This is a genomic window from Caballeronia sp. AZ1_KS37, from assembly GCF_023631165.1.
Lineage (GTDB): Bacteria > Pseudomonadota > Gammaproteobacteria > Burkholderiales > Burkholderiaceae > Caballeronia > Caballeronia zhejiangensis.
Genome location: NZ_JALQDP010000002.1, coordinates 38596 through 51723 on the forward strand (window position 1 = coordinate 38596; position 13128 = coordinate 51723).

Consider the following 13128-nt stretch of genomic DNA (forward strand, 5'->3'; position numbering starts at 1 on the left):
GTCTTTTAGCGCGCGGTGATTCGGAAGCGGGGCAGCGGACGGCACAAGAACGCGCCGCACGCTCACCTAATTCGGTCGGTCGCCGAGATGGCGAAGCCCGTCGCGCGGCTGCCGGCGTTGCTCGCGGGCGGCAGGCCGAAGTACGCGCGCGCGTTGTCGACGTCTTTCGCGATGGCGCGGCCGAGCGTTTCGAGGTCGACGTACTTTTCCTCGTCGCGCAGCTTCTTCAGGAATTCGACGCGCACGAGCTTGCCGTAGGCGTCGCCGTGCCAGTCGAGCACGAACACTTCGAGCAGCACGCGGCCGGAATCGTCGACGGTCGGGCGCAGGCCGAGGCTCGCGACGGCGGGCAGCGGTTCATCGGCGAGGCCGTGCACGCGCACGACGAAGATGCCCGCGAGCGCCGGCCGCTTGTGCGCGATCGGCAGATTCAGCGTGGGAAAGCCGAGATCGCGTCCGAGCTTCGCGCCGTGCACGACGTGACCGCTGATGACATACGGGCGCCCGAGCGCGACTTGCGCCGCGTCGAGATCGCCCGCGACGAGCGACGCCCGCACCGACGACGACGATATGCGCGTGCCGTTCGGATGCGCGACCGTTGCCATCTGCTCGACTTCGAAGCCGTATTTCTCGCCGGCGGCTTTCAACGACTCGAAATTGCCCGCGCGTTTCGCGCCGTAGCAGAAGTCGTCGCCGACCATGACCCAGCGCGCGTGCAGGCCATCGACGATGACGTTCTTCACGAACGTATCCGGCGATTGTCCCGCGAACGTCTTGTTGAAATGCTCGACCACCACGCGATCGACGCCGTTGGTGCGCAGCGCTTCGAGCTTGTCGCGCAGCATCGCGATGCGCGGCGGCGCGCCCGCCGGATTGAAGAACTCGCGCGGATGCGGCTCGAAAGTCATCACGCAGACCGGCAGGCCGCGTGCGTCGGCGGCTGCCCGCACGTGCGCGAGCAGCGCCTGGTGGCCGCGATGGACACCGTCGAAATTGCCGATGGTCAGTGCGCAGGGCGCCCGGCTTTCGGCATTGGGGAGGCCGCGAAAGACTCTCACGATAGGCGATGGTCGGTGGGAGGGGCTGATGCTGCAAAGCGTTAGATTATAAACGCTCGCAAGGAGGGACGGGCGCGAGCGCCCCGGCGCGATGCCTGACCGAACCCGTTTGGCACGATTTTCGCACCCTTCGAATGATAAAATCCGCGGATGAAAAAAATCGTCATTCTGATCTCCGGACGCGGGAGCAACATGGAGGCCGTCGTGCGTGCTTGCGCGCGCGAAGGCTGGCCGGCTCGCGTCTGCGCGGTCATTTCCAACCGGCCCGATGCCGCCGGGCTAGGCTTCGCGGCCGCGAACGGCATCGAAACGAAGGTGGTGGATCATCGTCAGTTCGACGGTCGCGAATCGTTCGATGCCGCGCTCGCGCGCGAAATCGATCGCTTCGAGCCCGATCTCGTCGTATTGGCCGGCTTCATGCGCGTGCTGACCGACGCCTTCGTCGGGAAATATGCCGGGCGCATGCTCAACATTCATCCGTCGCTGCTGCCGTGTTTTCCGGGCTTGCGTACGCATCAGCAGGCGCTCGACGCCGGCGTGCGCGTGCACGGCGCAAGCGTGCATTTCGTGACGCCGACGCTCGATCACGGGCCGATCGTCGCGCAAGGCGCGGTGCCGGTCGTCGCCGGCGACGATGCCGCCGCGCTCGCCGCGCGCGTGCTCAAGGTCGAGCACGACATCTATCCGCGCGCGGTGCGCTGGTTTATCGAAGGGCGTCTTTCTATCGAAGGGGAGCGCGTCGCGCTCACGCCGTCTGAGCCGCAATGGCTCTTTGCCGACATTGCCGGGGAGGGCGTATGAGGCTGCATGGATTTCTGATCGGACAAACCGAAACGCTGCTTGCGGACGTGCTCCGCTTTTCCGGCCCCGCCGATGCCGCGACGAGCCGCTTTTTCCGCGCGCATCCGAAGCTCGGGCACGGCGAGCGCGGCGTGATCGCCGAGGCGGTTTTCGCGGTGCTGCGCCGGAAGATGGAGTTTTCGCATCTCGCGGAAAGCGGCAGCGGCAACCAGGCGCGCCGTCTGGCGCTGCTCGGGCTGATGCAGACGGCCGGGCTCTCCGCGCTGAAGCCGTTCGTCTCGGCCGATGAGTATCAATGGCTCTCGCAAGTCTCGAAGATCGATCCGGCGAGCTTGCCGGTGCGCGTGCGGACCAACCTGCCGCAGTGGATCTACGACGCGATGGGCAAGCGCTTCGAGCCGGAGGAACTCGCGCAGCTCGCTGCCGCGCTGAACTATCCCGCGCCGCTCGATCTGCGCTCGAATCCGATCAAGGCGGATCGCAAGGTCGTGCTGAAGGCGCTGACCGAAGCGGGCATCGACGCCGGCGAAATGCCGTTCGCGCCGTTCGGCATCCGCGTGGACGGCAAGCCGGCGCTCACGCGTCTCGCGCCGTTCCAGGAAGGCTGGATCGAAGTGCAGGACGAGGGTAGCCAGTTGCTCTGCTCGCTGATGGCTCCGCGCCGCGGCGAAATGATCGTCGATTTCTGCGCGGGCGCGGGCGGCAAGACGCTCGCCCTCGGCGCGATGATGCGCTCGACCGGCCGTCTCTACGCCTTCGACGTGTCCGATCGCCGGCTCGCGAAGCTCAAGCCGCGGCTTGCGCGCAGCGGTCTGTCGAACGTGAATCCGGTGCTGATCGACAGCGAGCACGACGCGAAGATCAAGCGTCTCGCGGGCAAGATCGACCGCGTGCTCGTCGATGCGCCGTGCTCGGGCCTCGGCACGCTGCGTCGCAATCCGGATCTGAAGTGGCGCCAGTCGCCCGCGACCGTCGCGGAACTCACGCCCAAGCAGCTCTCGATCCTGTCGAGCGCCGCGCGCCTCGTGAAGACCGGCGGCCGTCTCGTCTATGCGACCTGCTCGATGCTCGAAGCGGAGAACGAAGACGTCGTGAAGCAGTTTCTCGAGACGCATCCGAACTTCCGCGTCGTGCCCGCGCGCGACGTGCTGGCGGAACAGCGCATCGATCTCGATACGGGCGAATTCCTGTCGCTGTGGCCGCACAAGCACGGCACCGACGGCTTCTTCGCGGCGGTGCTGGAGCGCGTGCCGGACGCCGCAAAAGCGCCCAAAGCGGCCGAAGAAACCGCGTAAGCAATGCAGAACCACTTCCTGAACGAACTCTCCGCGCGGCTCTTCCGCGATTTCGGCGAGCCGGAAGTGATCTGGCAGGTGGCCGCGCTCGTCGGCCTGCTCGTAGTGGCATGGTGGTGCGCGCGTCTGCTTCGCAAGAAGCTCGATGCGCGCCGCCAGTCGCGTTTCGAAGCCGTGCGCTTCGGCGCGGAAAGTCTCAACAAGGCGCTGTTTCCGTTGCTCGGCACGGTTTTCGTGTCGATCGCGCAGGTCGTGCTCGCGCCGTTCATCCATACGTCGCTGTTGCGGCTCGCGCTCGTGCCGCTGTGCGGCATCACCGTCATCTACACGATGCTCTACGTCGCGCGGCGCGTGTTCAGCCGCGGCCAGACGGAGCACGAGGCGAACGCGCTGCTGTATCTCTTCGAGAAACTCGTCACCGTGATCGTCTGGGTGACGATGGTGCTCACCGTCATGGGCATTCAGGACGACGTCGTCCACTGGATGGCGAGCGTGCGCTTCAACTTCGCGAACGCGCACATGACGCTGCTCTCGCTCGCCTCGGGCGTGCTGTGGGTGTGCGTGACGCTGATCGTCGCGATGTGGGCGGGCGCGCTGCTCGACGACCGCCTGATGCGCGCCCGCTCGCTCGACGCGAATCTCAAAGTGGTGCTCGCGCGCGTCGGCCGCGCGCTGATGATCCTCGCCGCCATTCTGGTGAGCTTGTCGATCGTCGGCATCGACATCACGGTGCTCGGCGTGTTCGGCGGCGCGCTCGGCGTCGGGCTGGGCTTCGGCTTGCAGAAGATCGCGAGCAATTACGTATCGGGCTTCATCATTCTGCTGGACCGCTCCTTGCGGCTCGGTGACATGATCAATGTCAGCGGAAATCAGGGCACGGTCACGCAGATTCGCACCCGATACACGGTGGTGCGCGGCCTCGACGGCATCGAAACGCTGATTCCGAACGAAAAGCTCATCACCGACGTGGTGCAGAACCATTCGTCGTTTCTCACGCGCGGCAACGCGAAGATCGCGGTGCAGGTGAGCTATCGCTGCGACGTCGAACGCGCGATGCAGTTGCTCGTCGAAGCAACGCAGGGCGTCGAGCGCGTGTTGCAGGACCCGGCGCCCGCGGCGCTGCTCGCGAGCTTCGGCGCGGACGGAATCAACCTCGAACTGAGCTTCTGGATCGAAGAGGCCGCCAAAGGTACAGGCGGCGTAAAGTCGCACGTGAATCGGGCGGTTTGGCGGTTATTCTGCGAGCATGGCATTGAAATCCCGTACGCTCAGCGCGAGATAAGGATTATCGACGGCGTGCCCCGCCCGGGCGGCGAATCGGTACTTTATGCCGGAAGCGGCGGTGAAAGCGCTGCGCCTGCCGCCTGATCGCTGATCGTCAGAACCAATCGTTCGATCTGGCGTCGGAATCAACACCAATTCGGGGCGTGAGTTTTTCCTCGTTTTGGTACGATTCAAAAAATTTCACCTTTAGGACAAAGACTTGGAACGCATGCAGTAGAATGCGATCGAACTTGCGCACGTTCCTTTCATGTGCCCAACGCGTTGTTCGAAGTCTGTTCGACCGGCCATTTTTCCCGAATTTCACAGCTACACAGGTAACTGCCTTGCTGAATTCTTCCCTTGAATTTCTCGCCAACGGATTGCTGGACTTCTCCTGGTGGCAGATTCTGCTGTTCACGCTTGCGATGACTCACGTCACGATCGCCGGCGTCACGATTTACCTGCACCGTTGCCAGGCGCATCGCGCGCTGGATCTGCATCCGGTCGCGAGCCACTTCTTCCGTTTCTGGCTGTGGATGACCACCGGCATGTTGACCGGCCAGTGGGCGGCGATCCACCGCAAGCACCACGCGAAGTGCGAAACCGAAGAAGATCCGCACAGCCCGCAGACGCGCGGCATCTGGAAGGTGCTGCTCGAAGGCGCGGAGCTTTATCGCGCGGAAGCGAAAAACGAAGAAACCATGCGCAAGTTCAGTCACGGCACGCCGAACGACTGGATGGAACGCAACGTCTACACGCGTTATCCGATCCTGGGCATCAGCATCATGATGGTCATCGACGTGGCGCTGTTCGGCATCGTCGGTCTGTCGGTCTGGGCCGTGCAGATGATCTGGATCCCGTTCTGGGCGGCGGGCGTCGTCAACGGTCTCGCGCACTGGTGGGGCTACCGCAACTTCAATTCGTCGGATGCATCGACGAACATCTTCCCGCTCGGCATTCTGATCGGCGGCGAAGAACTGCATAACAACCATCACACGTTCGCGACGTCCGCGAAGCTGTCGAGCAAGTGGTACGAGTTCGACATCGGCTGGCTGTACATCCGCATGATGTCGATGGTCGGCCTCGCGAAGGTCAAGAAGGTCGCGCCGACGCCGAAGCTCGCCGCCAGCAAGGCCGTCGTCGATCAGGACACGCTGCAGGCCGTGCTCGCCAACCGCTACGAAGTGATGGCGCGCTACGGCAAGGCGCTCAAGCACGCCTACGCGCAGGAACTGGCGAAGCTGAAGGAGGCCGGCGCGCGCGAGAAGTATCAGTTGATGCGCGGTGCGCGCAAGTGGTTCCACAAGGAAGAAGACGGCCTGAACGAGCCGCAGTTGAAGCAACTGCCGGAGCTGACTTCGGATAATCAGAAGCTGCGCACGTTCATCGAGCTGCGCAAGGATCTGTCGGCGATGTGGGATCGCTCCAACGCATCGCGCGAGCAACTCGTCACGCAATTGCAGGACTGGTGCCATCGCGCGGAAGAAAGCGGCATCAAGGCGCTGCAGGACTTCGCGTTGCGTCTGCGCCGCTACGCCTGACGCGCGATATCCGTTAAAATTTGAGGACGTCACAAGACCCCGCTCTGGCGGGGTCTTTGTTTTTGTGCAGCCGATTCTTGCGTTACGTTGTTGGCACGGAGCAGGGGACAGGGACATGGAAGCGATCAGGAGCGTCGAGTACGACCGGCCGCAAGGCCTGACGTGTGGAGTGGGCGAAGCGTGGGCGCGCGTGCCGGACGCACCGTCGGCCGAACGGAAGCGCGAGTTGAAGGAGCGCATTCGCGCGTTGCTCAAGCGCGAAGAAGCCGTGCTCGTCGCGCACTATTATGTCGACGCTGAGCTCCAGGAACTCGCCGACGAAACTGGCGGCTGCGTTGCCGACTCGCTCGAAATGGCGCGTTTCGGCCGCGATCATGCTGCGAAAACGCTGGTCGTCGCGGGCGTGCGTTTCATGGGCGAGACGGCCAAGATTCTGAGTCCGGACAAACGCGTGCTGATGCCCGATCTCGACGCGACCTGCTCGCTCGACCTCGGCTGCCCGGCCGACGAATTCTCAGCATTCTGCGACGCGCATCCGGACCGCACGGTCGTCGTGTACGCGAACACGAGCGCGGCCGTGAAGGCGCGCGCGGACTGGATGGTCACATCGTCGATCGGGCTTGAAATCGTCGCCGATCTGCACGCGCGCGGCGAAAAAATCCTGTGGGCGCCGGATCGTCACCTCGGCAGCTATATCCAGAAGAAGACCGGCGCGGACATGCTGCTGTGGCAAGGTTCATGTCTCGTCCACGACGAGTTCAAGGGCATCGAGCTCGATTTGCTGCGCAACGAATATCCCGACGCGAAAATCCTCGTGCACCCGGAATCGCCGGAAGGCGTCGTCGCGCTCGCGGATGTCGTCGGCTCGACCACGCAACTCATCGACGCCGCGGTGAAGCTGGACGCGAAGCGCTTCATCGTCGCGACGGACCTCGGCATCCTGCACAAGATGCGGCTCGCCGCGCCCGGCAAGATTTTCATCGAAGCGCCGACCGCCGGGAACAGCGCGACCTGCAAGAGCTGCGCGCACTGTCCGTGGATGGCGATGAACGGTCTCGCCAATCTCGCCGACGTGCTCGAACGCGGTCACAACGAGATTCACGTCGATCCGGCCATCGGGCAGCGCGCGCGCGTGCCGATCGATCGCATGCTCGACTTCGCGGCGCGTCACAAGAAACGCGTGCAGGCGAGCGGCGATCTCGCCAAGGACGGAACGCTGTTTTCGAACGTGGGAGCCGCGTGATGACGTATCCGGCGATTTTCGAGGAAGTCCGCAAGCAATACGGCGAAGCATTCGACGATGCGCTCGCACGCAATGTCGTCGATGCGCTCGAAGAAGACGTCGGCACGGGCGATCACACCGGGCGCCTCGTGCCCGCCGACGCCCGCCGCACCGCGCGCATCATCGTGCGCGAGGAAGCGGTGCTGTGCGGCGCGCCTTGGTTCGACGAAGTCATGCGCCGCGTCGATCCGACGATCGAAGTCGAATGGCAGTATCGCGAAGGCGATCGCATGGCGGCCAACTCCACGGTCGTACTGCTGCACGGCCCGGCGCGCTCGCTTCTGACGGCGGAGCGCAACGGCCTCAACTTCCTGCAATTGCTGTCGGGCGTCGCGACCGCCACGCGCCGCTATGTCGACGCGATCGAAGGCGCGCGCGCACGGATTCTGGACACACGCAAGACGCTGCCGGGCTTGCGGCTCGCGCAGAAATACGCGGTGCGCGTCGGCGGCGGCGCGAATCAGCGCCTCGCGCTCTACGACGGCATTCTCATCAAGGAAAACCATATCGCAGCGGCGGGCGGCGTCGGCGCGGCGATGGATGCGGCGCTCGCGCTGAAGGCGGGCGTGCCGATTCAGATCGAGGTCGAAACGCTGGAGCAACTCGAGACGGCGCTCGCACATCGGGCCGAATCGATCCTGCTCGACAACTTCACGCTCGACATGATGCGCGACGCGGTGCGCATCACGGCCGGGCGCGCGTTGCTCGAAGTGTCGGGTGGCGTGAACTTCGACACGGTGCGCGCGATCGCGGACACGGGCGTCGATCGCATTTCCGTCGGCGCGCTCACAAAAGACCTGCGCGCGACCGATTTCTCGATGCGTCTGCTCTAAAGGCTCGTGCGGCGCGCGGCCGGCGGCATCAGCACCGTCGGCAGCGCTTTCGGCAAGGTCGCGGGCCAGTCGCGGCTGTAGTGCAGGCCGCGGCTCTCGCGGCGCGAGCACGCGCTTTCGACGATCAGCGACGCCACATCGACGAGATTGCGCAGTTCCAGCAGATCGCGGCTCACCTTGAAGTTGGCGTAGTACTCGTGAATCTCGTCGCGCAGCAGCGCGATGCGATGTTGCGCGCGCGCAAGGCGCTTGTCCGTGCGCACGATGCCGACGTAATTCCACATCAGGCGGCGCAGCTCGTCCCAATTGTGCGCGACGACGACTTCCTCGTCCGGATCGGACACGCGGCTTTCGTCCCAGTCGGGCAGTTGGGCGTGACAACCATTCGAGAAGCCGTCCGCTTCGATCGCCTGCGCCGTCGCGCGCCCGATCACGAGGCATTCCAGCAGGGAATTGCTCGCGAGCCGGTTCGCGCCGTGCAGACCCGTGTACGACGTCTCGCCGACCGCATACAGCCCCGGACGATCCGTGCGCCCCGCGAGGTCCGTGACGACGCCGCCGCAGGTGTAATGGGCGGCGGGCACGACGGGAATCGGCTCCTTCGCGATATCGATGCCGAATTCGGCGCAGCGCGCGAGGATCGTCGGAAAGTGCTCTTCGAGAAACGCGCGCGGCTGGTGGCTGATGTCGAGATACACGCAATCGATGCCACGCTTCTTGATCTCGAAGTCGATCGCGCGCGCGACGATATCGCGCGGCGCGAGCTCGGCGCGCTCGTCGTGCGCGGGCATGAAGCGCGTGCCGTCCGGCAGACGCAGCACGCCGCCTTCGCCGCGCACCGCTTCGGAGATCAGAAACGACTTCGCATACGGATGGAAGAGGCACGTCGGATGGAACTGGATGAACTCCATGTTCGCGACGCGGCAGCCCGCGCGCCACGCCATTGCGATGCCGTCGCCGGTCGCGGTGTCGGGATTGGTCGTATAGAGATAGACCTTGCCCGCGCCGCCTGTCGCGAGAACGGTGTGCGGCGCCTGGATCGTCACGGTGCGGCCCGAGTTCAGATCGAGCGCGTAGAGGCCGTGACAGCGATGGCCGGGCAGCCCGAGACGGTCGGACGTGATCAGGTCGATCGCGTAGTGATCTTCGAGGACGGTGATGTTCGGATGGTTGCGCACGCGTTCGGAAAGCGTCGTGACCACCGCGTGGCCGGTCGCGTCGGCGGCGTGGATGATGCGGCGATGACTGTGACCGCCTTCGCGCGTCAGATGGAAGCCGAGTTCGGCGGAGACATCGCGCGTGAAGGGCACGCCTTCGTCGATGAGCCATTCGATCGCGGCGCGCCCGTTTTCGACGATGAAGCGCGTCGCGGCTTCGTCGCACAGTCCGCCGCCCGCGACGAGCGTATCGTCGACGTGATTGTCGACGCTGTCGGCGGAGTCCAGCACCGCCGCGATGCCGCCTTGCGCCCAATCGCTCGCGCCGACGCTCGCCGCGCGCTTCGCGAGAATCGCGACGCGCCGCGTCTCGGCCAGATTGAGCGCGACGCTCAGACCCGCGAGGCCGCTTCCTACGATCGCCACATCGAAATTCATGCTGCCGGTTCTCCGTCCGTGTTCTTCGTCGATAGCCGGCAAGCATAACGCGCATGAACATTCCGTGACAGCGAAAACCCCCGCACGATCGTGTGCAAAGCGTGTTAAAGCGGCGCCGGAAAACAAAAAGCCCCGCGAGGTGCGGGGCTTTCTGCTGTCTTCGTGCAGGCTACTCAAAAATCAAGCGGCTTACTTGATCTTGGTTTCCTTGTACTCAACGTGCTTGCGGACGACCGGATCAAATTTCTTGATCAGCATCTTTTCCGGCATGTTGCGCTTGTTCTTGGTCGTCGTGTAGAAGTGACCCGTGCCTGCGGTCGATTCCAGCTTGATCTTGTCGCGTGCGCCCTTGGCCATGTGCGTGCTCCTTAGATTTCACCGCGTGCGCGCAGGTCTGCGAGCACGGCGTCAATACCGTTCTTGTCGATCAGGCGCAGGCCGGCGTTCGAAACGCGCAGACGCACCCAGCGATTTTCACTTTCAACGAAGAAACGGCGATTCTGCAGGTTCGGCAGGAAGCGACGCTTGGTCTTGTTGTTTGCGTGGGAAACGTTGTTGCCCGACATCGGGCCTTTCCCAGTTACTTGGCATACGCGTGCCATGGTGACACTCCTAATACACGTTGAGTCCGAGACGAACGCTCGAATCGAAAGCACTCGCTTTCAGCTTCGATGCCTCTTATCGCCCAATTTGCCGATCGGGGACTTGGCAGCACGGTTATGCCAATGAGGGCCGCATTCGTTCAGAACAGGCGGGTTGAGAAAAGCAAACGAGGATTCTAACAGGAAAAACGCTGCAATATCAAACGTTTTATGCCGTCACAGCCAGCCATGCCGCGCGAACGAGAAGACCTCGTTCGCCGCCACGACGATGTGATCGAGCAGCCGCACGTCGATGAGCGTCAGCGCGTCCTGCAGCGTCTTGGTGAGTCGCCGGTCGTTCGCGCTCGGCTCGACGCCGCCCGACGGATGATTATGCGCGACGATGAGCCCCGCCGCGTTCAGCGTGAGCGCGCGCCGCACGATCTCACGCGGATACACGGCCACGCGCGTCAGCGAGCCGCGCGCCGACTCCTCGACATGCAGCAACTGATGGCGCGCATCCAGATACAGAGAGATGAACACCTCGTAGGGCCGCGTGCCGATCAAGAGCCGCAGATAGTCTTCCACCGCGCCCGGCGCGTTCAGCAGTTCGCGATCGCGCGCCTTCTCGGCGAGCGCGCGCCGGCACAATTCCGATACGGCGATGAGCGTCGCCGCCCGCGCCGGCCCGATGCCGCGCAGTTCGCGCAATTCCGCCGCCGACGCGTCCAGCACGCCGCGCAGCGACCCGAAACGCAGCAGAAGCTGACGCGCCACATCGACGGCCGTGGCCCCCGGAAGGCCGGTGCGCAGGAACAAGGCGAACAGTTCCGCGTCCGACAGCGACGCCGGGCCTATATCGAGCAGGCGTTCGCGCGGCCGGTCCGCGCGCGCCCACTTGCGGATCGGCAGGAGAGGCGCGATCGCGGACAAACTGTCGCCGTCGGGTGCGACGAGCGGCGGCACGAGCCGCAGATCGGCGCTCATCGCGGTGCTCCCGGACCGCGTGGCGTGCGGGCAAGCGCACACGGGACTGAGCCGCGTGACGCGTGCTGCCACAACTCTGTCTTACAATAGCGGTTTTGGCGTCCGGTTCGCACGGGCGCCGTGCGGTTCGCTGCCACGCGCCGAAGAGCCGCCCCATGCGGGGCCTGCGCCCTGCCTTCAAACGAACGGCCACATCCAATACTCATGAGCATCATCGATATCTCCGAGGTGAAACCCGGTTCGCACGTCACGCTTCATTACCGGCTCGCGCTTGCCGATGGTGCTGACATCGTCAATACGTTCGCCGACAAGCCCGCGACGCTTCTGCTAGGCGCAGGGCAACTCGCCGAACCGTTGGAAGAGATTTTGCTGGGACTGAAGGTCGGCCACCATTCGACCTTTCAGCTAACGCCGGATCAGGCGTTCGGGCCGCGCAATCCGGAACTGGTCCAGTGGGTGTCGCTCGCGACGCTGCGCGAAAACAGCATGATCGGCGAGGATTTTTCTCCCGGCGATCTCGTCGAATTCAACGCGCCGAACGGCGGACGCTACGCCGGCGTGCTGAAGGAAGTCGGCGAAACGGCGGCACTGTTCGATTTCAATCACCCGCTCGCGGGCCAGGCGCTCGTCTTCGAAGTGAAAATCATCGGGATTCTGTAACCATGATTGAAAGCCTCAACGAAGTTCAGACCGACGTCGAAATCCTGCTCGCGCAGCCGCGCGGGTTTTGCGCGGGCGTCGATCGCGCGATCGAGATCGTCGAGCGCGCGATCAAATTGTTCGGCGCGCCCATCTACGTGCGCCACGAGATCGTGCATAACGCATATGTCGTCGCCGATCTGCGCAAGAAGGGCGCGATTTTCATCGAAGAGCTTTCCGACGTGCCCGAAGGCGCGACACTGATCTTCAGCGCGCACGGCGTCTCGAAAGCGGTGCGCAGCGAAGCGGAGGCGCGCGGCCTGCGCGTGTTCGACGCAACGTGCCCGCTCGTGACCAAGGTGCATATCGAAGTCGCGAAGATGCGTCAGGAAGGCTTCGACATCGTGATGATCGGCCACAAGGGTCATCCGGAAGTCGAAGGCACGATGGGTCAGTCGGGCGAGGGCATGCATCTCGTCGAGGATATCGACGACGTGCTGAAGCTCGATCTGCCCGATCCGCAGCGCATCGCGTACGTGACGCAGACGACGCTTTCGGTCGACGATGCCTCCGCGATCATCGACGCGCTCAAGAGCAAGTATCCCGAGATCAAGGAGCCGAAGAAGCAGGACATCTGCTATGCGACGCAAAATCGCCAGGACGCGGTGAAATTTCTCGCGCCGCAGTGCGACGTCGTGATCGTCGTCGGCAGCCCGAACAGCTCGAATTCGAGCCGTCTGCGTGAAGTCGCTGAGAAGCGCGGCATCCCTTCTTATATGGTCGATTCGCCGACGCAGATCGATCCGCGGTGGGTCGAAGGCAAGAAGCGCATCGGCGTGACGGCGGGCGCATCGGCGCCGGAAGTGCTGGCTCAGGCCGTGATCGCGCGTCTGCGTGAACTCGGCGTGCGCAACGTGCGCTCGCTCGAAGGCATCGAAGAGACGATCTCGTTTCCGCTGCCGCGCGGACTGTCGCTGCCGCAGTAACTAGCGGCCTTCCTCTAAAAAAGCGCCTGCGGGCGCTTTTTTTTTTCGCGCTTGAAACCCATCGGGCGCCATCGAAACGGAACCCTCACGCGAGAGATGACACCAAGCGTAAGCACCGATATGGGGCGCGCGCCGCGACGAGCAATTTCGCCGAAAGCCTTCAGGGTTTCCCCGTAAATCGGATAAGCAAACGTAACCGTCGGAACCGATCGATTAAACCTGTTCCCGTTGTGGTGCAACTGCTGCACAAATGCGGATCGCAACCCG

General features: G+C 63.9%; 13 protein-coding genes. 8 read left to right on the plus strand and 5 right to left on the minus strand.

Going from position 1 to position 13128, the window contains the following annotated elements:
- Positions 1-62: 62 nt before the first annotated feature.
- A complete protein-coding gene (locus NCS00_RS03320; protein WP_008351191.1) occupies positions 63-1058 on the minus strand; it encodes a bifunctional riboflavin kinase/FAD synthetase in 996 nt (331 codons plus the stop codon).
- Positions 1059-1208: 150 nt separating this feature from the next.
- On the opposite strand from NCS00_RS03320, the gene purN reads away from it, so the two are divergent.
- The 6 genes from purN to nadC all read left to right on the plus strand — a co-directional run bounded on the left by purN (position 1209) and on the right by nadC (position 8073).
- Complete coding sequence (gene purN / locus NCS00_RS03325; protein WP_008351190.1) at positions 1209-1859, plus strand: phosphoribosylglycinamide formyltransferase; 651 nt, start codon at positions 1209-1211, stop codon at positions 1857-1859.
- Positions 1856-3154, plus strand: a complete 1299-nt coding sequence (locus tag NCS00_RS03330; RefSeq protein WP_008351189.1) for an RsmB/NOP family class I SAM-dependent RNA methyltransferase — start codon at positions 1856-1858, stop codon at positions 3152-3154. The genes purN and NCS00_RS03330 overlap by 4 nt, the downstream gene beginning before the upstream one ends.
- Before the next feature lie 3 nt (positions 3155-3157).
- Positions 3158-4522, plus strand: a complete 1365-nt coding sequence (locus NCS00_RS03335; RefSeq protein WP_250439072.1) for a mechanosensitive ion channel family protein — start codon at positions 3158-3160, stop codon at positions 4520-4522.
- 239 nt (positions 4523-4761) lie between these two features.
- Positions 4762-5958, plus strand: a complete 1197-nt coding sequence (locus NCS00_RS03340) for a DesA family fatty acid desaturase (protein WP_008351187.1) — start codon at positions 4762-4764, stop codon at positions 5956-5958.
- A gap of 115 nt (positions 5959-6073) precedes the next feature.
- On the plus strand, positions 6074-7201 hold the full coding sequence (gene nadA, locus NCS00_RS03345; RefSeq protein WP_034472958.1) for a quinolinate synthase NadA: 1128 nt from the start codon (positions 6074-6076) through the stop codon (positions 7199-7201).
- Complete coding sequence (gene nadC, locus NCS00_RS03350) at positions 7201-8073, plus strand: carboxylating nicotinate-nucleotide diphosphorylase (protein WP_250439075.1); 873 nt, start codon at positions 7201-7203, stop codon at positions 8071-8073. The genes nadA and nadC overlap by 1 nt, the downstream gene beginning before the upstream one ends.
- On the opposite strand, the gene nadB is transcribed toward nadC, so the two are convergent.
- The 4 genes from nadB to radC form a co-directional block, all read right to left on the minus strand.
- Positions 8070-9668 carry an L-aspartate oxidase gene (nadB, locus tag NCS00_RS03355; protein WP_250439079.1) on the minus strand — a complete coding sequence of 533 codons (1599 nt, stop codon included), beginning with the start codon at positions 9666-9668 and terminating at the stop codon, positions 8070-8072. The two genes, nadC and nadB, sit on opposite strands and share 4 nt — an antisense overlap.
- Before the next feature lie 189 nt (positions 9669-9857).
- Positions 9858-10025: a 50S ribosomal protein L33 gene (rpmG, locus tag NCS00_RS03360; RefSeq protein WP_007180630.1), complete on the minus strand. Its 168-nt coding sequence runs from the start codon at positions 10023-10025 to the stop codon at positions 9858-9860.
- Between the two features lie 11 nt (positions 10026-10036).
- Positions 10037-10270 (minus strand): 50S ribosomal protein L28, encoded by a 234-nt coding sequence (gene rpmB / locus NCS00_RS03365; RefSeq protein WP_008351171.1) that lies wholly within the window; start codon positions 10268-10270, stop codon positions 10037-10039.
- A 216-nt stretch (positions 10271-10486) separates the two neighbouring features.
- Positions 10487-11236, minus strand: coding sequence for a RadC family protein (gene radC, locus NCS00_RS03370; RefSeq protein WP_081851872.1), 750 nt, complete (start codon positions 11234-11236; stop codon positions 10487-10489).
- A 204-nt stretch (positions 11237-11440) separates the two neighbouring features.
- On the opposite strand from radC, the gene NCS00_RS03375 reads away from it, so the two are divergent.
- Together NCS00_RS03375 and ispH are read left to right on the plus strand one after the other, a co-directional pair.
- Positions 11441-11896, plus strand: coding sequence for an FKBP-type peptidyl-prolyl cis-trans isomerase (locus tag NCS00_RS03375; protein WP_008351167.1), 456 nt, complete (start codon positions 11441-11443; stop codon positions 11894-11896).
- Positions 11897-11898: 2 nt separating this feature from the next.
- Complete coding sequence (gene ispH, locus NCS00_RS03380; RefSeq protein ID WP_008351164.1) at positions 11899-12861, plus strand: 4-hydroxy-3-methylbut-2-enyl diphosphate reductase; 963 nt, start codon at positions 11899-11901, stop codon at positions 12859-12861.
- The last annotated feature ends 267 nt before the right edge of the window (positions 12862-13128 follow it).